Annotated in this window: 14 protein-coding genes; 3 read left to right on the forward strand and 11 right to left on the reverse strand. The window is 62.8% G+C overall.

Features of this window, described 5'->3' with window-relative positions:
• Positions 1 to 155: 155 nt before the first annotated feature.
• Positions 156 to 1,733 carry an asparagine synthase-related protein gene (locus FFS30_RS08315; protein ID WP_137912689.1) on the forward strand — a complete coding sequence of 526 codons (1,578 nt, stop codon included), beginning with the start codon at positions 156 to 158 and terminating at the stop codon, positions 1,731 to 1,733.
• 36 nt (positions 1,734 to 1,769) lie between these two features.
• Here the strand turns inward: FFS30_RS08315 and FFS30_RS08320 are convergent, their stop codons facing one another.
• Entirely contained in the window at positions 1,770 to 2,747 is a 978-nt protein-coding gene (locus FFS30_RS08320; protein WP_212742432.1) for an oxidoreductase, read from the reverse strand.
• 99 nt (positions 2,748 to 2,846) lie between these two features.
• Between FFS30_RS08320 and FFS30_RS08325 the strand changes: the two genes are divergently transcribed.
• Complete coding sequence (locus FFS30_RS08325) at positions 2,847 to 3,674, forward strand: AraC family transcriptional regulator (RefSeq protein WP_171014507.1); 828 nt, start codon at positions 2,847 to 2,849, stop codon at positions 3,672 to 3,674.
• Between the two features lie 121 nt (positions 3,675 to 3,795).
• Here FFS30_RS08325 and FFS30_RS08330 read toward each other — a convergent pair whose 3' ends face one another.
• Positions 3,796 to 4,662: an AraC family transcriptional regulator gene (locus FFS30_RS08330; RefSeq protein WP_137912691.1), complete on the reverse strand. Its 867-nt coding sequence runs from the start codon at positions 4,660 to 4,662 to the stop codon at positions 3,796 to 3,798.
• Between the two features lie 134 nt (positions 4,663 to 4,796).
• Between FFS30_RS08330 and FFS30_RS08335 the strand changes: the two genes are divergently transcribed.
• On the forward strand, positions 4,797 to 5,459 hold the full coding sequence (locus tag FFS30_RS08335; RefSeq protein ID WP_137912692.1) for a glutathione S-transferase family protein: 663 nt from the start codon (positions 4,797 to 4,799) through the stop codon (positions 5,457 to 5,459).
• Positions 5,460 to 5,543: 84 nt separating this feature from the next.
• On the opposite strand, the gene FFS30_RS08340 is transcribed toward FFS30_RS08335, so the two are convergent.
• From FFS30_RS08340 to FFS30_RS08380, 9 genes are all read right to left on the reverse strand, one after another.
• Positions 5,544 to 6,695, reverse strand: coding sequence for a tryptophan 7-halogenase (locus tag FFS30_RS08340; protein ID WP_137912693.1), 1,152 nt, complete (start codon positions 6,693 to 6,695; stop codon positions 5,544 to 5,546).
• A 4-nt stretch (positions 6,696 to 6,699) separates the two neighbouring features.
• Positions 6,700 to 7,122: a hypothetical protein gene (locus FFS30_RS08345; protein ID WP_137912694.1), complete on the reverse strand. Its 423-nt coding sequence runs from the start codon at positions 7,120 to 7,122 to the stop codon at positions 6,700 to 6,702.
• Between the two features lie 56 nt (positions 7,123 to 7,178).
• Complete coding sequence (locus FFS30_RS08350) at positions 7,179 to 9,434, reverse strand: LodA/GoxA family CTQ-dependent oxidase (protein ID WP_137912695.1); 2,256 nt, start codon at positions 9,432 to 9,434, stop codon at positions 7,179 to 7,181.
• A 17-nt stretch (positions 9,435 to 9,451) separates the two neighbouring features.
• Positions 9,452 to 11,593 (reverse strand): tyrosinase family protein, encoded by a 2,142-nt coding sequence (locus tag FFS30_RS08355; protein ID WP_137912696.1) that lies wholly within the window; start codon positions 11,591 to 11,593, stop codon positions 9,452 to 9,454.
• A 90-nt stretch (positions 11,594 to 11,683) separates the two neighbouring features.
• Complete coding sequence (locus tag FFS30_RS08360) at positions 11,684 to 13,339, reverse strand: hypothetical protein (protein ID WP_137912697.1); 1,656 nt, start codon at positions 13,337 to 13,339, stop codon at positions 11,684 to 11,686.
• 661 nt (positions 13,340 to 14,000) lie between these two features.
• Complete coding sequence (locus FFS30_RS08365; protein WP_212742433.1) at positions 14,001 to 15,503, reverse strand: FAD-dependent monooxygenase; 1,503 nt, start codon at positions 15,501 to 15,503, stop codon at positions 14,001 to 14,003.
• A gap of 173 nt (positions 15,504 to 15,676) precedes the next feature.
• Positions 15,677 to 17,470, reverse strand: a complete 1,794-nt coding sequence (locus tag FFS30_RS08370; protein ID WP_171014508.1) for a right-handed parallel beta-helix repeat-containing protein — start codon at positions 17,468 to 17,470, stop codon at positions 15,677 to 15,679.
• A gap of 414 nt (positions 17,471 to 17,884) precedes the next feature.
• Positions 17,885 to 19,291 (reverse strand): ATP-binding protein, encoded by a 1,407-nt coding sequence (locus FFS30_RS08375; protein WP_137912699.1) that lies wholly within the window; start codon positions 19,289 to 19,291, stop codon positions 17,885 to 17,887.
• Positions 19,288 to 19,959 (reverse strand): response regulator transcription factor, encoded by a 672-nt coding sequence (locus FFS30_RS08380; RefSeq protein ID WP_137912700.1) that lies wholly within the window; start codon positions 19,957 to 19,959, stop codon positions 19,288 to 19,290. Before FFS30_RS08380 ends, FFS30_RS08375 begins: the two co-directional genes overlap by 4 nt.
• Between the last annotated feature and the right edge of the window lie 306 nt (positions 19,960 to 20,265).

Genomic DNA, 20,265 nt, shown 5'->3' on the forward strand with positions numbered 1-20,265 from the left:
TTCGTGGATGAAGGATCATCGCCCTTCCCCATCAGCCGGTTCGAATAAAAAGATGCCGCCTCGAGCAAAGAGGCGGCATTTTTGTTACGCGTCGCAGCGGCTCGCAGCGGAGCGCCATGTGAATTTCCGATCGGCTCCGCACAGCTGCGCCCGGCATGCTCAAAGCTGACCTTGCATTCTCCGACCTTGCCGCTGCGCCGCAGTGGCAGAACGATGTCCTGACGCTCGGCGAAAGCCGCATCGCGCCTTTTTTTCACGCGGCGCTCGAAGCACTGCTCGTCGGCGGCGACGGACAATGGTTCGTCATCGTTCGCGAACGCATGGCTGACTCCGACCGGCGCTCGGCCGGCAGAATCTCGAACGTCATCTGCGCAGACGCGGAACACTACCATCGTCTATATCGAGAGTGTCTGTTGTGGCCGCTGGACTACGTGATGATCGAAGTCGCGCCCGCGGGCGGCCGCATTCGCGTGCGCTGCGGCGTATTCGGCACGGCGCCGGTGTACTGCCAAGCCGACAGTGACCGACTGACGATCAGTTGGGATTTCGCCGATTTCCTTTCTCGATCGCTGACCGTAGATGCGGAAACGGCCAGCCACTACCTTGCGCTCAATGCCTGCTATTCGGCGCGGCAAATCTGCAGCGGCATCGTGCTGCTGACGGAACGCTCGTCGTTCTATGTGACGCGCGAAAAAGCGCACTACCAATACCCTGACGCAGCCAAGACGCCCGAGCCGCTCGATCGGCAGAATGATGACGATCTGCAGTCTTTCGGCGAACTGCTGCGGCACTCGGTGTCGATGCGTGCCGTCACGCCCGCGCAGGTTGCACTCGAACTGAGCGGCGGCATGGATTCGGCTTCCGTCGCTTGCGCTTTGCGTGCCGCGCATGGGCCGGTCGCCAGCCGGGGCATTCTGATGAACGGTACGTTCCGCGAAGCGCAGATCGAGCGCCGGCAGCGAATCGTGCAGAGACTCGGCTTGCGTGACGAGTCCATAGAAATGGACGAGTTCCTGCCGAGTCTCGATCTGCAGCCGAGCGAAAACAAGAAATCGTATCCACGCTGGGAGTTCTATCTCGAGGCGTTTGAAAATCTCTGGGATTCGGCGCGCGCTCAGGGATGCGACCTGCTTTTCACCGGCCTGGGCGGCGACGAGCTGTTTCCAAAATTTCGCAACGAAGTGCATGCGGACGGCCGCGGCGAAAACCGAATGATTACCGAGGCCAGGCGCCGCGCCGAGTTGTTGCTCACGCCGCGTGCGCGCAACGCGGCTCGCTCGCTGCGCGCCTTCGACGCGCCGGCGAGTCCGGTGCCGGTCTCCGCCCTGCTCGCTCACGCCTGTCAAACGCCGTACCTGCTCGGCCGCGGCTTCTGGCCGGTCAATCCGTTGAGCGATCCGAGTCTGGCTGCGTTTTGTCATCGTCTGGCGCCGCAAAACCGGCACGGCCGAGCGCTGATGCGGGAATACCTGCAAACGCATTTGGGCGAGGAAGTTTTTCCGCACGGTTATCTCAAGGAAACATTCGCCCGCGTTCTGCCGAAGCTGATCGTGCAGCAGGCGCAAACGATTGCCGCACAATTGCGCCACTGTGCACTGGCCGACCTCGGCCTCGTCGACCAGAGGGCGGCGCTCGCCTTGCTCAACGAGGCCGCCACCACGCAGGCGGAGGGCCTGACCGCGCCGCTCGCCAATTTCCTCTGGCTGGAACGATTCGCTAGACAGATCGCCTGATCGCTTCCACGTGCGAACCGAACCCTGCGTGGTTCGTCATGCCATGGGGAAGTCGGTTCCTTCGCTGACGTCGCGCCACGCTTCAAAATTCATACGCAGCGCATCGAGACGTTTGAGCGCGACATCGAGTGCCGACTTGCCAAGCAACAGGCGCAACGGGGGACTATCCGACTCCAGCGCGGCGATCACCGCCGCGGCCCCCTTGGCCGGATCGCCCGGTTGATTGCCGGACACCGCTTTCGTCATCTCGCGACGCTTGCCGGCCGTCGCCGCGTAATCGTCGATCACCGTATCGGAGGCAATCATCGAGCGCCCGGCCCACTCGGTGCGAAAAGCGCCCGGCTCGACGATCATGACGCCGATGCCGAGCGGTCCAACCTCGTGCGAAAGCGATTCGGACAGCGCTTCGACGGCGAATTTCGTCGCGTGGTAATAACCGGTTGCGGCAAACGCGACCAGACCGCCGAGTGAAGAAAAGTTCACGATATGACCGCTGCGGCGCGCGCGCATTCCGGGCAGCACGGCCCGCGTGACCGCGAGCAAGCCAAAGACATTGGTTTCGAATTGCGCGCGAATGGCGTGTTCTTCGCCTTCCTCGATCGCGGCGAGATAGCCATAGCCCGCTGCATTCACCAACACGTCGATGCGACCGAACTTTGCCTCGGCCGCTTCGACCGCCGCGACGATCGATACCGGCTCAGTGACATCGAGGCGGACGGTCATGGCCGTATCGGGATATTGGCTCGCCAGGCCTGCCAACGCACTCGGCTCGCGTGCGGCCAATACGACGCGCCAGCCGCGCGTCAGTGCCAGTCTGGCAATCTCGCGGCCCAAGCCGGAAGAACTGCCGGTTACGAACCATACTGCGTCTTCAGGAAAAGCTTTCATCGTTGCGCCCTCTCTTGGTACAAAATGTCCATGCCATGATGGCGCGCCGACGACTTGGGCGTTAGCCGATAAAGGCCAATGTCTTGCACGATCCTGCCAGGCGCTTTTCATCAGCGCCGCTTGCAAACTAACTTCGATCTCCGCTCTCGCATGTCTGCAAACCCGCTATCGGCGCTTCATCGACTTGTACTGCGGCATTGCCAACAGCCGCGTCAGGCGACCTCGTTGCCCAACGTCACGCTTTTCAACTGCCCGCGTCCGACCAAGCCGGTGCGCAGCATGTACGACCCGCGTATTTGCGTCGTGCTGCAAGGCCGCAAGCGCGTGATGATCGGACGATCGGTCTACGACGCAGGGCCGTCGCAGTGCCTGATCGCCACGGCCGATCTTCCGGTGACGGCTTACGTCACCGCGGCACGCCCCGAGAAGCCGCATCTTGCGCTGACATTGACGCTCGACCGCCTTTGCGTCGCCGAAGTCTGGTCGACGATGCCGAAAAGAGAGATATCAAAAGGCGACGCGTCCGGGCTTGCCACGGGTCCATTGACGCAGGAACTGATCGACCCGATGACCCGATTGCTGAGCATTCTCGATCGGCCGGAGGACGCCGCCGTGCTTGCGCCGATGATCGAGCGTGAGATTGTCTACCGCCTCTTGCAAGGCGCGTTCGGTCCGATTGTGTCCCGTCTGGTCAACGATCCGAACCTGATGCAGGTCAGCCGCGCAACGCGTTGGCTGCGCGACAACTACCACAAGCCGTTTCGTGTGGACGACCTCGCGTCCTTCGTCGGCATGAGCGCGACCTCGCTGCATCGTCATTTCAAGGCGATCACGGCGATGACGCCGCTTGAATACCGGCGCGAAATCCGATTGGAAGAAGCCCGGCGGCGTATCCTCTCCGGCGTTGCGCGCGTAAGTGAAATCGGGATCGACGTCGGCTACGACAGCGCATCGCAGTTCAGCCGCGAATACCGCAGGAACTTCGGTCGGTCTCCGAGTCAGGAGGCCGAGCTTTCGCGCTCGAACAAAGCACTCGAACCGCGCGAGCTTTAACCATCTCGGGCCGGGAGTGCGTGCGATCTGCGCTATACCCAAGAAGCGGGAGCGACGCTCCGACGCGCACTATGCGCTCACTAAACATCTTGATCGCAGCACCGTCCATCCAGGACAGCGATCAGGTTTGCGGAATGTCGTGCTTCGGCGACGCGCCGAATTTGCGCGCGTAGTCACGGCTGAACTGCGCCGCGCTCTCGTAGCCGACTTCGAATGCGGCCGCGGAAACCGGCAGCGTGCCGGCACGCAACAGGCGGCGGGCCTCCAGGAGTTGCAGCCCCTTGCGATACTGAAGCGGCGACGACGCGGTGATCGCCTTGAAATGCTTGTGAAACGAGGACGCACTCATGCCGACGCTGCGCGCGAGCCCGGGAATCTCGACGGGCGATCGAAAGTCGCGCCGCAGTTGCGCAATCGCGCGCGCGACGGCACTGGCATGGCTGTCGCGACGGATCAGGTCGCGCAGCATGCCGCCGAACGGTGCGGTCGCGAGCCGATAATGAATTTCGCGCGAGACCAGCGGCGCGAGCACCGCGGCATCCGTCTGCCTGCCCGCGAGTGCAAGATAGCGATGAAACGCATCGACGAGTTCGGCATCGCAGCGATGCACCGCGAGTGAGCGAGCCGGTGCAGCCGGAAGCGGCGCTTCGGCCAACGCATCATAGAGTTCGCGCAGCGTGTCCAGCTCGACATCGAAGATCAGCGCCGTGTACGGGGTCTTGGTGACACGCGCGATCACCGGAAGATCGTGACTGACGAGCAGACACTCGCCCACGTGCATCGGATACGAATCGGTGCCGAGCACGGTTTCTTTTCGCCCCTGGAGGATCAGGATAACGACAGGATCGTAGATCGCAGCTTCAAACGAAGTCGGCCGATGGTGACGGAGAATGCCGAGATTGTTCAGAGGGCGCAGATATTGGCTCGCATGGCCATTCGGGCTCGGGAGCCGGCGCGTGGCAAGTTCGGCGAGATCGGCAAGATTCATGCGGCGAGTCTAGCAGCGCTTTCGTATGTTTCTGTCCACACTGAGAGGATCGGGCAAGAAGTAAAGAAGTACCGGCAAGCATTCCGAAAGACTGGGCCGTACATTGAGCGCACCGTCAACGATCCATTGCGCTCATGACCAACTATCCACTGACTGTTCATCATCTCGGCCGCTCCCAATCGGAACGCATTGTCTGGCTTTGCGAAGAGCTCGGACTCGAATACGAGTTGAAGCGATACGAGCGCCGCCAAGACAACCGCATGGCACCGCCGGAATATCAGGCACTGCATCCGCTCGGCACCGCGCCGGTCATCACCGACGGCGCGCTCGTGCTCGGCGAATCCGCGGCGATCGTCGAGTATCTGATCGCCACCCATGGCAACGGACGGCTTGCCGTAAGCAAAGATCTGCCCGGATTCGCCGACTATCTCTACTGGTTTCACTTCGCCAACGGAACCTTGCAGCCGCTCGTGCTGCAGACGTGGCTGCTGCAGCGTGCCGATCCGTCCGAACACAATGCCGCGCTGCACAGAATGCAGGCGCGGTTCCATCGGGTATTCGCGACGATCGAGCAGCGTCTGGGCGACGCACCTTATCTCGCCGGCGAGGAGCTGACCGCGGCGGACATTATGACGGTGTTCTCGCTGACAACGATGCGCGAGTTCAATCCATACGATCTCTCGCCGTGGCCGAACATCCTCGCCTATCTTCAGCGAATCGGCGCACGCCCCGCCTATCAGCGCGCGATGCGCAAGGCAGAACCGGAGGGGACGCCGCTGCTCGGCGCCACGCCATAGCAAACATCGAAAATGCCGCGACAGTTTCTGCGCCGCAGATTCGGCGAGACCATCGCCGAATCGCTTATACGGATCGAACCGGTATCAAGCGACCTGCCGTAGAGCGCGCATCTGCTCCGATTCGCGCCGGTCGGTCAATTGCGGTGGACCCGATGCTCCCTCGTTTGCATGACGCCTTTGCCAGAACGGCCGATCCGACCAGCGCCGTTCACGGCCGTAGTATTGCGCAAGCGTCTCTCGATAGCCGGTAAACTCGTCGGCGATGAAATCGCGGTAACGTGTGCGGCCGCGCTCGTCGCCGCGCAGCAGCGAATCGGCCACGGCGTAAGAGGCGAACACGCCGGAGCGCAATGCTTTGGCGATGCCTTGCGAGGACAAGGGATCGAACGCCGATGCGGCATCGCCCACCGCAAGCATGGGCAACGCCGCCGGCACGGAACGGTGCAACGACGCAGCCGGATAAAGCTGCGGAGCCTCCAGCGGCGTCAGCCCGGCCGCAAGCGCGCGCATGCACCGGGTCGCATCGAGACGTTGCAGCCAGCCGTCGAGACCGGCCAGACCCTGCTCGCGCACGATATCGCTGTCGCTCATGCAGGCGAGTACGCGCGTGCGGTCCGCCAACGCGGTCGCATACCACCACCCGTCCGCGCACGGCTCGACCGTCAGGTCGATCGGCTCGGCTTGCGGAGCAAAGCGTACGACGCTCGCGATCAATCGATCATCGCGGCGCGTGACGATGCCGAGCTGACGGCACAGGCTCGCATTGCGGCCGGTCGCATCGACGAGGAAACGCGCCGTATGGCAGCCGCCGTCGCGGAAGCGAACCGCCCAGCCTTCGTCGAGCCGCGTCACCGACGCCACGTGATCGCGCCGCCAGTCGACGCCGCGCTCACGTGCAGTCTGCGCGAGCAGCGCATCGAAGCGTTCGCGATCGAGACGCCACCCGCACTGATGTACACCGTAGAGGAATTCGTTCGCGATCGGGTGTTCGCTGCCCCATGCCGATTCGGTGCGATACGCACGCACGTGACCGTCGCCGACGAAGCGTTCGCGAATACCGAGGTGATCGAGAAATACGCCGGCCTGCGGCGGCAAGGTCTCGCCGAGATTGCGCGGACTCCGCGTGCCGGGATCGGCGACGCAGACGCGCAGCGCCGGCGCATAGTTGCGCAGCGAGATGGCTGCGGCGCAGCCGCCCGGACCGCCGCCGGCGATCAGAACGTCGAAGTCGGCCAATTGCTCAGTCGCTTCTGACCGCGTAGAACGAGGCCACCACGCCGGCCGGCGCGACCGTGCCCGGCTCGCCGCCGGAGTGCGGGATGGTGCGAATCACCGAGCCGACAAGGGCGGCACGCTGATCGACGCCGTTGGGCCAGTGCGGCACGAGGTAGCACTCGTAGTCGTAGATCCACTTCTCGCCGCCGACGACGCCGACGCCCTGAAAGCGCGCGCGCCCCGGCGTGCCGTATTGGCGCGAACCCTTGAGCGTGAGCTGCCAGGTCGAGCCGTCGCCGATCGTGCCTTTCAATATCTCGCTCGGCGCCTCCTCGATGACGATCGTACCGAGACCGAATTCGAGTTTGTCGAAATCGATTTTGCCGTCGGGATCGTTCAACAGGCTGCGATAAGTCCAACTGCCGACGAAGGGATTGCTGCTGCTCATATGCGCTCCAATGAAGTTCCAAGGATGATCGGAAGAAGAGCTTCCTTCGAGTGAACTCAGTTGCGTTCGGCCGCGACGAATTTCGGCGAGGCGAGATCGGAAGAAGCCTGGCGGCGCTGCTCGGGCGTCAACGCAGGATTCGGCACGACGAACGGCAACTTCGACCACTCGCTGACCATCTTCAGGTCGCCCGCGTTGGTCTGCGGCACACCGCGGCTCCAGTCCAGTTGCGAGAGATTGCCGCCGCCGATGTTTTCCCAGACTTGCAGCGGGCGGTGCGCGGGCCACCACAGCGTTTCCCAGACCTTGCGGCTCGCCGCGAGACGCGTGTCGCCGACGCTCTCCGGATAGAGGTTGTTCCAGTCGGCGTAGGTGATGTCGATGTTTTGCGTCGAGCATTCGTTGAAATCGGCCTGCCACGGCAGCGCCATCGACTTGGTCAGATCGCCCGGCTGCAGGCCCGTGTCGAAATCGTTGTTCTGGCTCAGCGGGTTGTCCATCGAATAGGTGAAATCGGCAATGTCGTTGCCGGTCGAAACCTGGTTCGCCTGCGCCGCGGTCTGGAAGAAATCCGAAAGCGTGCGGTCGGCCTTGACCCGGTAAGGTTCCCAATAGATCGACGGATTGCGCAGCAGCCAGCCGATCTCGCCGCCGGGACAGAACGCGCCGCCGAGCACGTTGCTGAGCACGTCGCGATCGAGTTCGCGTCCGCTGCGCGGCGGCGGAATCGTCGCGTAAGGCAGGAACGGCGAATAACCGGGCGGCAGCCAGCCCATCGCCTTGTCGTCAATGAAGCGGCCGTCCGCCCATTGCTTGAGGATGAACAGCTGATAGTCGGTCAGGCGCAGGAATTTCGACGGTGCCGAGTTCGTCAGCGGATTGTCGCCGCACAACAAGGGCATCAACGGCAGGTTGTGCACGCGGCTGCTGATGCGGTCGACGACTTTGAACTCGTTTTCTTCGCCGGGCAGGCGCAGCAGATCGAACAGGAAGGTGCGCATCGCGCGATAGTCGTCGCGGATCCAGCGGCCTTGCGCGTCGGGGCCGTCACTGCGGCGAGCGGTTTCGAACGCCGCTTCGCCCTGATTCGCATTGGCGCGCAACAGCATCTGCGGGCGCGCCGCGTCGCGTTCTTCCTGCGAGGCGAAGTACTGCGGCGCGACGCAGAGTTTGTAAGGATCGAAGGTACCGCGGTTCTGCTGGTCGTGCGGAAAGTTCGACTGCCCGAGCGCGTCGGTGAGCCAGCGGAATTCGTCCGGCCGATAGAGGATCGGCCAGATGTCGCGGAAGAACCAGGGCCGATAAGCCTTGTTCCAGGTCAGCCGCGACGCTTTCCAGTGCGCGAGCTGTCCGGCGTTGTGCGCGTCGATGCACTGCGGATCGTCGAACGTGCCGAGCGCGCCGTAAAGTTCGGTATCGGCCGCGAACTGGCGCAATGCCAGATCGTGCATCACATCGTCGGCGGTGACCATGTCGAGAATTTCGGGCACGAAGCGCGGATAGCCGGCGACGACCCAGGCCGGGTATTCGACGTCGACATAGCGCAGCTTCTGCACTTCCTCGGAGAACATGACCAGGCGCGCCGTCACCGGACCGTCCGCGGTGTCGTCGAACCAGCCGTCGTTGTTCGCGTAGTCGGCGATCTGCGGGCCGGCCGGGTTGCGCGTGTCGCTGCCGGAACGGCCGTGTCCGCCGAGGACGATCAGCCGCCCGCTGTTGTCGGTCATCATCTCGCCGAGCGTGTCGATCGAGAACGGTTGCAGATTCTGCGGCGGGAACGTGGTCGCATAGGCGCCTTCGCCGCTGCGGTCGAAGCGCGCGCGGCGCTTGTCGGTCGCGTTGACGATGCGCGGACCCGGGTCGATGATCAGCTGCGTGCGGGCATCGCCTTCGATCTTCGCATTGCGCCGCGGCGCGTCCGGCGGATAGCCGTGTTCGCCCTCGGTCGCGTTGAAGCGGAACCAGCAGGCCTTCTTGTTGGCGAGCCAGACGCGCCAGCGGATGTCGACCAGAGTGCCGGTATTCCCGCCGCCTTCGATGCGATCGCCGAGCTTGAGCGGGCGCCCCTGTGGACTCTGCTCGTCGTAGACGTAAATCTGGAAGCGCGCCGCCTGGCGCTTCACGCGTCCTTCCGCATCTTTGTAGTGCGCGACGTAACGCGGCGTCACGCCGTCGGCGCCGTAGACCGGGTTGCCGAGCGAATCGCATTCCTGCGGCCGGCCTGCCGGCGTTTCCGGCGCCAGATAGAAATCGTTCTCGCTGTTGCCCAGCCGCGCAATGCCGACGCCGGGATGAATCTTGTAGCTTGGCACGGTCGATACTCCCTGGGTCAGTCGAGGAAGTTGAGCGAGACGCCTTCCATGCGCAGCAGGTCGGTCTCCTCGCGATAGTCGACGCCGATCACGAGCAAGGTGATCTGCAGCGAATCCGATTTCTTCAGCAGCTCGCGCGCGCAGGCGCTGACGTCGATGCGGTGGTTGCGTGGTGTGTTGTGGTTACGCGGACGCACGTCGAAATCGCGCGCGCGCGACGGCGGCAGATCGCAATGCCCCGGGCCGCCGTAACAGGCGCCGTGGCCGAATACGGCGAGGTAGCCGGCATAGTGCGGGTTGTCGTGAATCGGCGTCGACGCATCGGCGCCGGGCTGATTGAGGAACACGCGAATGAAGCAGGAACGCGCCAGTTGCGGAACCCAGTGCAGGCGCAGCTCGGCCTTGGTGAACGCCTTGACGCCTGCGTTGACCGTGATTGGCTTGGAAATGAAGCGGCCGACCGGCGTTTCCATGCCGACCGGAATAAAGAACGAACTGCGCACGTACTCGTAGCCGAAGCGTTCGGCGTTGAGCGTGTCGCGGATCGTGTAGCTCCACGGCGACAGCACCGAATCGAGATCGGCCGGTTCGTTGTTCGGATTGCGCTTCTGCCACTCCCACCAGAGGCGATCGACGTTGACGTGGATCGGCCAGAACACCGGGTCGTACGACGCGGTGAGGTTGCTGAACATGTCGCCGAACGCCGGCTGCAAGTACATGTCTTCGCGCGTGTGGAACGCACGGCCCGAGGCGCGCACCATCGCGTTGCGGCGCTCGCCGAGTTCGCCCGCGTCGCCCGCGGCCGCCGTCGCGGTCAACGCCGACATGCCGCAGGCGTAGGCGCTCTTGCCCTGGTCCGGGTTCATGCCGCCGGTCCAGATATGCATCGTGTTGTGCGGGTTCTGATCGAGAAAGCCGAATGCCGCGTTGTACGCATTGCCGCCGCCGAAATCACGGAAGTTGTTGAGGCCGGTGATCTGGGCCATGTCGTTCGGCGACGGATAGTGATAATGGATGACTTGATTGATGGTGCCGCTCTGCCCTGCCGAATTCTGATACTCGGCCGGATAGCGCAGCGGATACCAGAGTGCATTCGAGTCGACCAGGGCGTCGATCATGCAGCGCCGATTGCGATCGGCCGGCGCCGGCGTGACGTCGGTGAAGCCGATCGTGTTGATCACGTAGCAGAAAAAATCGTGCTGCGAGGTGAACCGCTTGTGTTCCTTCGCCAGATCGAGGAATGCTTTGCCTTGTTTGCTCTGCTTGCCCAGGCCGAGCTGATCGATCAGCTTTTCCGCGGCCGGCAAGGTCAGATAGGCTTTGAACGACGCCGGAATCACGCAGCCGTCCTGCGGCGTGCCGTTGTGCCAGTACTGCGACATGGTCCAGTCCCAGTACGGCAGCGCCAGATCGGGAAAGAAGTCCTGCAGGTTCTGCTCGAACTCGTAAAGATAAGCGCGATGCCAAGGCAGGAAGCGCTCCCAGCCGTGCTGGCAGTGATTCTGATGGATCAGCGCCTGATTGTTGTAGCTGCGGCGGTCCTCGGGGAATTTGTCCAACGCGTAGATCGCACGGAACGCAGAGCGGTACTGATCGACTTCGGTATCGCTCATGCAATCCAGATTCGGGCGCTGGCGCAGTTCACCCTGCCGGTAGCCCTTGCGCCGCCCCACTCCGGAGATCGCTTCGAACTCGGCGATCTCGCGCGCGAACACGTGCTGAATGATCGCGGGGTCGCCGTCGGGCGCGAGTTCGACCGTGTTGATGCGATCGTCTTCCGGACAACCGTCGTCGATCCACGCGGCAATGAACTGGATGTCTTCCTGCGCGACCGGCTTGCCGTTCCACGGCAGGCGCGGAAAGCGCGTGCCGTCGAACGGCGCCTCGGCGCGCAGGCCGCGGATCAATCCCGAGGCGTCGCTGCGGCACCAGGGTTTCGCCTCGGACGCACAGCACGAAGGCGGCGCGACGTCCGCGATCAGGCGAACGCCGAACAGCTTGAACGTCAGCAAGTCGGCATACGGCAGGTCCCAAAATGCGACTTGCCCATTGCCGTAGTCGGCCTGCGCACCGGCCGCTGCGGCGGCAAGAATGCCCTTGACCTGCGCGTAGCGCGTTGCCGCTGCCTTGGATTTCGGTGAGGCCGTGGTGGCTGCCATAGAGTGACCCTTCGCGCTGGCGCATCGCCGCGTTGAACCGGAGAACACGTTCGCGGCGCATCGGCGTGCGCCGCGAACGCGGAGTGCCTGCTATTTCGGCGTCTTCGCCAACTGCGCCTTCTGTGCGAACAGCCAGGAGAAATCGGCGCGCAACTGGCCGCTGGTCGTCGTCGGCGTGATGTAGAGGCCGGCGGACGAATGGCAGCCCATGCAGCTTTCGCTCGCGAACACAGAGGTCGTGTCGGCCGGCATCTTCGTTGCCTTCTGATTCGCGGTCAGCCAATGCGCGGCGGGACAGTTCTGCGTTTCTTCCTGGTTGCAGGCCGCCTGCACGCCGACCTGGAAGTAGGTCTCCATCGTGATGTTGGTCAGGAACACCGGCGTCGGATTGCCGCCGGGCTTGTTCTCGATCGCGCCGGGCAGGCCCGTTGCCGGATTGGTCGGCGCCACCGACGGTTCGGTCGGCCACTGCGAATCGATCAGTTGGTAGTAGCGCAGCGCGGTGCCGGCCTTGTTGAGCGCGACTTGGGCCTGATCGTTGAGCGCAACCTTATCGGCCGGAATCGGAATCGCGCGCGACACCTGGGTCGGCGGCGAAGTCGCCCAGCTTCCATCGGCGTTCTGCGCCGGCGGCTGGTTCGGCACGCAGATCGGGCAGTTCGGATCGAAGAACGACGGCTTGAGCGCGGGGTGAGCGACGTTGTTCACCGATATGTTGTCGACTTGTTCGAACGTCGACCAGATCCATTGCGGCGAGCTTTCCGATTTGTGGCCGATGTGCATGCCGACGAGGCCGACCTGTACCGGGCACTGGCCGTTGGCCGGCTTCGAGCCGTCGGGGCATTGGCCGTTGGTCGTCGGCACGATCGCGTCCGTCCACAGATAGCGCGCCTTGTCGTCGGTCTTGGCGAGAATGCGCCAGGCGAGCTTCAACTCCCAGGAGCCGCTGCCGTCCTTGACGTCGACGCCGCGCGGCAGGTCGGCCGATTTGTCCGGGCTGCCGCCGGTGAACGCGATCTGGCCGTTGATGTTGTAGAGCTTGTTGTTGCAGATGTAGCCGACTTCGTTCGGGTCCATCTGGATTTCATAGAACACGAAGTTGCCGTTCTGGTCGATCAGCGGCGCGGTGAACGCCTGCGTGATCTCGCTCAGGTCCTGCGCATGCCTGCGCTTGGCGTCGGCTTTGGTCAGCGGGCTGCGGTCGCCGACGGCGGAGATGTTGCCGAGCAGGCGGACGCGGCGTTTGTCGAAATCCTTCGGCAGCGCGAACGGCTTGAGATCGCGCGCCGCCGGCAGATTCACGTCGCGGGTCAGGGAATACGCCTGCACACCATTGTTTTTCTTGTAGCACGCGACGGGTTCACCGCCGTCTTCGCGGAAGATGTTCGTGCTCTCGTACCACGTGGTCCATTTCGGCGCACCGAAGCTCGTGTCGTTGATCGAAGGCGCGAACTCGCCCTTGTTGTTGGTCGGCCAATTCAAGGCAAGGAATGCCTGCCACGACCACAGATCGAACGCGCGCTGCACGTCGGCGAACTTCTTCTCGGCTTCGAGCTTCTTCTTCAGCGCCACATCGACGTCGCCCGGCAATTGGGTCGACAGCGCCGGATTGAAATTCGGGAAGTCGGCGAGGTATTGCGGGGCCGATGCGGACGGCGCGGCCGACAGCGTCTGCGGGCTCGTCGTGAGCAAGGTCAGGGCGCAGGCGGCAGCCAATCGTGCGGAAAGCCATAGCTTGTTGGTCATGGATAGTCCTTGAAGAGCGGATGCGGGAAGAAGCCGAAACGACAACTGCAGGAACCACTTTCAATCAACGCTGAAAAAAGCAAGGAACACCGCGGACGACACTGTTGCAGAACGGATGTGCGACCAGGCTGTGCCGGTACCGACGCGCGCTGCGCTGCCATTCGATATCGATGGCGGAAATCCGATGCGCATGTGGCGACCGGCAAGAGACGCCCGCGAGCAACCGCTCCGCAGCCGGAAACTCAGAATGTCCTTGAGCATTGATGACGAATTTCTTTTAGAAGAAAAAAGAGCAAGACAGCCCCCTCGGGCTGAGCAGCCCGATAAATTTTTCTTAAAAAAGCCCCCTTACTTCCGAGGCGGAAAAAAACATCTCCGTCCCCGGCAACACTGTATTTCGTAACGGCAGGCGCTTTCGGATCAAGCAAAATCCTGCGGCGTGAATTTAAATCAAATGCCGTTCACGATCTGCGAATCTCATCAATCTTATTCTTGCGAAAAACGTGAGCTAAAACCTGTTTCATACGGCGCAAAAAAATGGTGGTGACAGAAAAATATTATCTGCCCGCCACAAAAATGTAATGGAAAAACTTCCCGACCGATCCGCGTCGCCAGGCAGCGAATGAAACGAGGCGCTTCAACGCCTGCAGGGAAAACCCGATCAGATCAATTGCCGCAGATAAGCCGCGATCGGAGAAATATCCGCGACCTCGGTGGCAAGACCGATGTAGCCGTCGGGGCGGATCACGAAAAGCGTGTCGCGCGTTACGCCATAAGCACGCGCGGCATGGCCGCCACTGTCTTGTGTCCGGCCGTCGGCGATCGATACGACCTGGACACGTCCGTGGAACTCCCGCTCGATGTCGTCGAGCAAGCCGGCCCACGACGTGCCGAAGGCCAGCAGTGTCATGTGCGTGCCACGAAAGCGATCAAACAGGCGGTGCTCGCCTCGGTCGTCGCGAAGCGCCGGCGCATCGGGCGCGCGATCGCCGGCCTGCGGCCCATGAACGTCGGTGCGGTACTCGCGCGTAAGTCGGCCATGCCGATAGTTGATCCCCAACTGCAGCGTCTGTTCATCGCGAGGCTGGTCCGCGCGCTGCGTTGCGAGTATGGAGAAATGCAGCTTGGTCGATAAGCCGAGCACCCAGCGCGCCACCGGCATGCGTTCGTCTTCATAGGTATCGAGCAAGGTGTCGTCGATTCCTCCGACGACCGCAGCCAGCTTCCAACCGAGATTGTAGGCATCCTGGATGCCCGTATTCATGCCTTGTGCGCCCGCGGGCGAATGCACGTGGGCCGCATCTCCGGCGAGGAATATCCTGCCGACGCGGTAGCGATCGACCATGCGCATATTGGCGCGCCAGCGTGACATCCAGGTCGGCTCGTCCAGGTGAATATCGCTACGGCCGCTCCGTTCTTCGACGATACGCTGAAAGAGCGCCAGTGAAGGCTCCTCGCTCAAGGCCGGATCGACCGACGCCTGGAACTGGAACTGGTCGGTCGCCGGCAGCGGCGCGAGGGCGAGAAAACCTTTATCAGTACGCCAGATGTGCCAGTGCTCGCGATCCAGACCGCTGACGCGGACATCGCCGACGAGCATCTGGTGCTGATCGAGCGTTTCTCCGTCGAACGAAACGCCGGCGAGCTTGCGCACCGTGCTGCGACCGCCGTCGCAGCCTGCCAGCCAGGCCGCGCGCGCCGTCTCCTTCCGGCCGTCGGCATGTTCCAGCACAACGGACACACCGTCTCCGTCGTTCGACAACTCGCGCAGCGATACGGCATATTCGACGCGACCGCCCAATTCACCCAGCTTCTGCCGCAGAAGATCTTCCACCCGCCATTGCGGGATGATGAGCGAAGAGGCATAGGGCACGTCCGGTCTTGGCTCACGGCCTTCATGCACGTCGACATCGCGATATCCGTCTGCCGCGTAGATGCGCATGGGCATATGGAAACGTCCACCCGCCACGGCTTGCGATGCGATGCCAAGGTCATCGAAAACTTCGAGGCTGCGCGGTTGAAGTCCCTTTCCGCGCGAGCCGTTGAACGGTGCGGGTGCGCCGTCGATCAGGCGAAACGGAACCTGCCGGCGAGCCAGCTCGCACGCGAGAGTGAGGCCGGTGGGACCGGCGCCGGCAATCAGGACGGAAGTATCGACAGGCACAGTCTGACTCTCTCCAAATTCAATCGTTATTACGGATGACTTGAGCAAGGCTCGCGCAGGATAAGCGCGAGCTTGGCAACGCAACTGAGGTGACCGGATGCGCTTCTATGCTGCGCATCCGGATTCCACCATTATCGTCGGTAAATTCGCCGGGGAATCACCGATCGATCCGTTCAGTGCTGCAAGGCTCCGACATCGATTGCGCCATCGGCCGACGTACGCGGCGATCCCGCGTAGTCCAGCAGACCTTGCGCGGCCACGCCTTTATTGACGCCGTAGGCGACTGCCTGCGAATTGGGCGAAATTCTAAAGGGGTATGGCGCTGCATTGACGAAAAGCGGATCGGCCATCAGCCCGCGAACCGCGGCCTTGCTTCCCTGCTGAAAGCTGTCCAAGGTGAGGTAGGTCGTGCCTTTCCACACCCACGTCGCTGCCGAATCGCCGCCGGTGGTGAAGTAGATATTGTTCTCGAACATTGCGGGTATCCAGGCATTGGCGGCATAGCTGCTCAAGAACAATCCCTGGTCGTTCGCATAGAAGATATTGTTCGCGACCCAGTTGTCGCTGCTGTTGTACTGGATCTGGAATTCACCCGAGCCCGACGTCGACGTGTCGTTGTTTACGAAGGTGTTGTTGATCACCGAGCAATACTCCGTGCCCCCTGCCGCCGCCTTGTAGCCACCTATCGACAATCCGGTGACGACGCTGTCCTGGATAATATTGTTGCGCACGGCGATATAGCTCGAAAGTTTGTTTCCATGCTCGCTCGCCAGCTCGATGCCGAGATCCGCGGCGCGGATGCTGTTGCGATCGATGGTGATGTGGGTTCCGCCATCGACATAGATGCCGCCGGCCGCGGGCGTGTTGTCGTAAGCCGGGTTTTGCACCGAGGTGATGTTGTAAATATCGTTTTCGGCGATCCAGCCGTTTCGCGCTTGATCGTTGACCGGCGCGGTCTTCTCGAGTCCGATGGCATCGATGCCGATGTTGTTGTTGTCGTGAATGGTATTGCGCGTGACCTGCCAGCTCGTCACGTTGCCGTTGACCGACAGCGACTCGCTGTAACCTAATATCAGGTCATGCAGCTTGTTGCCGTCGATGATCAGGTCGCTGATGGGGGTGCGCCCTGTTCCATAGACCGCGAGGCCGAATGCGTTGCCGGCCGAGGTATCCAGCGTCGTCCTGATGCCGTGAATCTCGTTGTCGCGGATCTCGATGTGATTGCCCGAACCTTCGACATAGATACCGGCCGGCACGCGATCGGCCGAGTCGGACTCGAACTCTTTCAATTCCAGGCCCTTGATGCGCACGTAGCTCACGTCTCTCAAGGTGATGAGGCCCTGGTTCCCGGACGATCCCGTCAGTCCGGTGCCGTCGAGCGTGGCCTTCTGACCGGCGATCGATGTGACGGTGATAAAGCCGGCCGAAGCCGATCCAGACCGGGTCACGGTCACGAGTTCGTTGTACGTGCCGCCTGCGAGCTGGATCGTAGCGCCGGCAGGAACCGTATCGACGGCATGTTGGATCGTCCTCCAGGGCGCCTCGGCACGGCCTGTCGAGTTGTCGTCGCCGTTCGGCGCCACGTAGTACACATTTCCACTTTCGGCAGGAGCGGCCACCGACGCCAACGTCGTGCCCGAGGACAGCGGGTCTTCTTTCGACACCGCGACGATCGAAGCCTTTACGCTGCCCGGCTCGCCGGCTGGCGCCTGGTAATTCCCCGCTTCATCGATGGTGCCGATGCTCGGCGCGCCACCGGGCACGCCGTTCACCATCCAGGTCACCTCGCGCGTCGCCCCGCCGACAACGTCGGCGAAAAACTTTTGCCGGCCGTTGGCCGGAAGCGAGGGGTTCTTCGGCGAGACGGTCACACTCACCTTGCCCAGCGAAGAGGTCGAGGTCAACGGGAACGCATAAGCGAAATTGGACGCATCGGCCGAAGATGCGGGCCTTGTCGTATCCGACACGGGAGCAGCGTATACGGCGAAACTGGCACCGGCACCGATACATGCGAATACCGTCGTTGCGGCAACCGATTTTCCGGTACCGCGCAACGCTCTCGCGACGGCGCCGGTTACACCAAGAGCATGGCGCGCAGCCGAGCCGCGAATGCCGGACGATCCAATATCCCGAAAATATAGATTCATAACTCTTCCTTCACACATTTAGGTTCGGACGATCAACCCTGCACGTAGGCGCAGCCCGTGCCGTGGATTGCCGCGGCGAATGTACTAAGCGAAGGCTTACTTGAAGCTTATGCGCACCCTATCGGAGCGGCGTTCAATGGCGAGCGCGCGGACATGCAACGCTTATTCTTATCGAGCGACCAGTCAGACACGCCGGCATTGGCGGCGCGCGACGGATACCGCTGCGTCGATGCCTCAGGGATGCGGCAAGCGCATGGTGAAGCGCAGCACTTGTTCCGCATCGAGTAGCGCTTCAAGCTCGACGTTCATCGCATCGGCATAGCTCCGCGCGAGAGCGAGACCGAGCCCCGCATGATCGCGTGCGGTGCGCGCGCTGTCCTTGCGCCAGAACGGCTCGAACATCTGCACGACATCTTCGGCGCCAAGTTCCGGCGCGGAATTTTCGATCGTGATCGTCGTCACCCGCGCGTCCTCGCGCGAAGCGGCGCGCACTTCGCTGCCGGGCGGTGCGTAAGCGGCGGCGTTATCGACGAGGTTCTTGAGCAGCCCGCGCAGCAGGAGTGGCGGCGCATAGCACGTCGCATCGACGTCGTATACAAAACGCAGATTGCGCTGCGGATAACGTGCGCTGGCCGCGGCCCACAATTCATCGAACAGCGAAGCAAGCTCGATCCATTGCGGCAGTTCGCGGCCGCTTTCACCGCGCGACAACGCGAACAAGGCGCGCAATGTATCGCCCAGGCGCAGGGCGACTTCGCGCGTGACCTCGGCGGCGTGTTGCAATCGAGGCAGGTCGTCCGGGCGCAGCAGCGCCACGTCGTTGACCGTGCGCATTTCCGCAAGCGGTGTGTTGAGCTCGTGCGCCGCGTCGGCGAGGAAACGGCGCTCGCGGGCCAAGGCCATCTGGATACGCCCGACCTGGCGGTTCAAGGCGCCGGCGACGAGGCCCACTTCGGTCGGTCCTGAGGTGTCGAACTCGCGCGTGCGCTGTTCGATCGGGCTCACTTCGAGATCCGCAGTCAGCCGCGACAGCGGCGCAACGCCGCGGCGCGCCGCCCAGTACGCAACCAGGCCGGCGAGCAAGGTGAACGCGAGGCCGACCGTCACAAACAATGTCGCCAGATGTTGTAGCGCCGTATCGAGAGGCGCGGCGTCACGCCCGGCAATCACCACGACTTCGACGTCTTTGAATCCCGCCGGCGTGGGCGTGTTTTCGTCCCAGCCCCACTGGGCATCCATGCGCTGGCCGGCGAGACGGAACCGGCGCCCGTCGGCAAGCGTGTGGTCGAGCAAGACCGGCCGGCCGCGCGGATGCGCGAATGACGGACGCCAGTCGCTGCCTTCGAGCAGCGGCGACACTTCGATCGTGTCGTTCGCCTCGCGGTTCAGCACGATGAAGAGCTTGTCGCCGTGCATACCGAAGTCGGTGAGCACGTCGGTATTCCAGTAGACGCCGATCTTGCCGTCGAGCGAGACATTGGTGACGTTCGCAATGCTGCGCAGGTCCTCGCGCACTTCGTCATCGAAGTGGGCGAGAAACATCGCGCGCAGAATCAGATACAGCACGACAAGCCCGAGTGCCGCGCACAAGCCGACGCCGAGCGCCACGTCGCGCGTGACCTTGGCGCGAAGCGTCGTCATTCCGCGCGCAGCATGTAGCCGAGACCGCGACGCGTAAGAATCAGAGACTGCTCTCCGCGCCGGTCGATCGCTTTGCGCAACAACGAAACCGCGGCTTCGACCGCGTTGCTCGATAGCTCCGCGCCGTCGTCGTACAGATGCTCTTCGATATCGCGCGGACTGACTACTTCTCCACGGCGCCGCGCGAGATACTCGAGCAAAGCGTATTCGCGCGGCCGCAGCGCAATGTCGACGCCGTCGCGCCGGACCTGCTTGGTCGAGGTGTCGATACTGAGGCTGCCGACGGCGATCGTGCTGGCCGGTTGGGCATAGCGCCGGCGCACGAGCGCGCGTACGCGTGCAAGCAACTCGTCGAAGTCGAACGGTTTGACCAGGTAGTCGTCGGCGCCGAGATCCAATGCGGTGATGCGGTCCATCATCGCGCCGAGCGCAGTCAGCACGAGGATCGTCGCAGGCCGCCCGCGCGCCCGCACCTCGCGGATCAAGTCGAAGCCATGCCGCTTCGGCAGCAGCGCGTCGACGATCAAAAGATCGTAGTCGACTTCGCTGGCCGCCCACAGTCCTTCTTCACCGTCGGCTGCGGCGTCGACCGCGTAGCCGGCATCGCGCAAACCGAGCACGAGGTTTTCACGCAGGATCAGGGAGTCTTCAACGACGAGCAGGCGCAAAGGGAATCAGCGAAGTAAAAACGAGACGGCAGTCTACCGCATCTGTTTTGTGCTCTTTGAATCGATCGAAAACGGCAGTTCCAGGCCATTGCTGCGAGCTTGAGCCCGGAGCCGGGCCTGCCGACGAAACCACTCTTCGTCACTTCGCTCAGGCAGACGGCTTTGGTGCGCCCTGGCGGCGCCCAATCTTTATCACGTCCGCCTCAAGCCAGGGCGAAGCGAAGTCGATCGAAAATCCGACTCCGCTTCATGCCCGACTGCTCGCGACATTAACTGGCGAAACATCTCTACCTAGAACAGCAGCCG

The sequence above is a fragment of the Rudaea sp. 3F27F6 genome (genome assembly GCF_005503555.1).
GTDB lineage: Bacteria > Pseudomonadota > Gammaproteobacteria > Xanthomonadales > Rhodanobacteraceae > Rudaea.

Excerpts from the sequence above, each read along its gene's own strand:
- FFS30_RS08330 (WP_137912691.1), bottom strand. The coding sequence starts at position 4,662 with ATGAATCTTGCCGATCTCGCCGAACTTGCCACGCGCCGGCTCCCGAGC.
- FFS30_RS08355 (WP_137912696.1), bottom strand. The coding sequence starts at position 11,593 with ATGGCAGCCACCACGGCCTCACCGAAATCCAAGGCAGCGGCAACGCGC.
- FFS30_RS08335 (WP_137912692.1), top strand. The coding sequence starts at position 4,797 with ATGACCAACTATCCACTGACTGTTCATCATCTCGGCCGCTCCCAATCG.
- FFS30_RS08315 (WP_137912689.1), top strand. The coding sequence starts at position 156 with ATGCTCAAAGCTGACCTTGCATTCTCCGACCTTGCCGCTGCGCCGCAG.
- FFS30_RS08375 (WP_137912699.1), bottom strand. The coding sequence starts at position 19,291 with ATGACGACGCTTCGCGCCAAGGTCACGCGCGACGTGGCGCTCGGCGTC.
- FFS30_RS08360 (WP_137912697.1), bottom strand. The coding sequence starts at position 13,339 with ATGACCAACAAGCTATGGCTTTCCGCACGATTGGCTGCCGCCTGCGCC.
- FFS30_RS08345 (WP_137912694.1), bottom strand. The coding sequence starts at position 7,122 with ATGAGCAGCAGCAATCCCTTCGTCGGCAGTTGGACTTATCGCAGCCTG.